General features: G+C 44.7%; 1 protein-coding gene. It reads left to right on the forward strand.

Going from position 1 to position 524, the window contains the following annotated elements; translation table 11 throughout:
• Positions 1-524, forward strand: a 524-nt coding sequence (locus ACXAFR_RS27490) for a hypothetical protein (protein ID WP_475183403.1), incomplete at both ends; no start/stop codon positions are given.

Raw genomic sequence — 524 nt, forward strand, 5'->3', positions numbered from 1 at the left:
CTCACAATCTCTCGCACGAGTGAAGGTGTCATAAATTCTAGTACCCAATTAATAAGAGCTTCCGATAACCCCCAACAAATATCTGGCTTCGAGATCTCAACAACCGCTGACCCAGGCACAACGGATACCTTCGTAGCCGGGGATATCTCTCTGGAAATCACCACCAACAAGCTTGATATTTCCATCGGCTACAACGGTTCAGCTCTAACGGTTAACGGCGTTGAAGATATAACAAGTGTGGATGAAAGCCCCTATTACGAGAGCGACACGATTAACCAGGCTTATACCTACTCAGATATCGAATATGATCCCGCTAATCTGGGACAAGGTAATTACTGCCCCAGCCAAGGCTCTATCTCTGGAGAACTCTTAGGAGAACGTTTTACTGTGGTTTTTGGAGGCACGAATATCGAAGTGACCAAAAGTGGTCAATCACCAGAAACCTTTAATTGTAACGACGTTATTGCCTTTTCGGACGATACGGGTGAAGAGGACATTTTTTTTGAAGCAATGGATGATCTTGA

This window comes from Pseudomaricurvus sp. ABR4_320, assembly GCF_056159445.1.